The organism is Bradyrhizobium sp. sGM-13 (assembly GCF_018398875.1).
GTDB lineage: Bacteria > Pseudomonadota > Alphaproteobacteria > Rhizobiales > Xanthobacteraceae > Bradyrhizobium.
The window spans coordinates 1-265 of record NZ_JAGWDK010000324.1 but is presented as its reverse complement, the minus strand read 5'-3'; the positions used below and the strand labels follow the sequence as shown (position 1 = coordinate 265).

Below are 265 nucleotides of genomic sequence, written 5' to 3'. Positions count from 1 at the left end.
GAGCGCGCCGAGGTGAGGATCGAAACCGCATCGCCTTGCCGGATCACATCGAGCTGGTCGAGCGTCTTCTCCGGGGATTTCGCCTGGCACTCGGTGTCGCGGAAGGTGGTGAAATCGTGCTTGCCGAGCAGCCTCTTGGCTGCGACGTCCATCGCATCCGTATCGAGATGCCGCGGCACCCGCCAGCTCCGCTTGATATCGAGAGCGAGATTGGCGCGGTGATTGGTGATCCGGTAGCGGTAGTGGCGCCGCTTGGCGGAGAAAC

At 63.4% G+C, this 265-nt stretch carries 1 pseudogene; it reads right to left on the bottom strand.

The window, feature by feature from the left end:
- A pseudogene (locus tag KJQ96_RS39210) lies at positions 1 to 265 on the bottom strand (tRNA pseudouridine(38-40) synthase TruA); the annotation flags it as partial.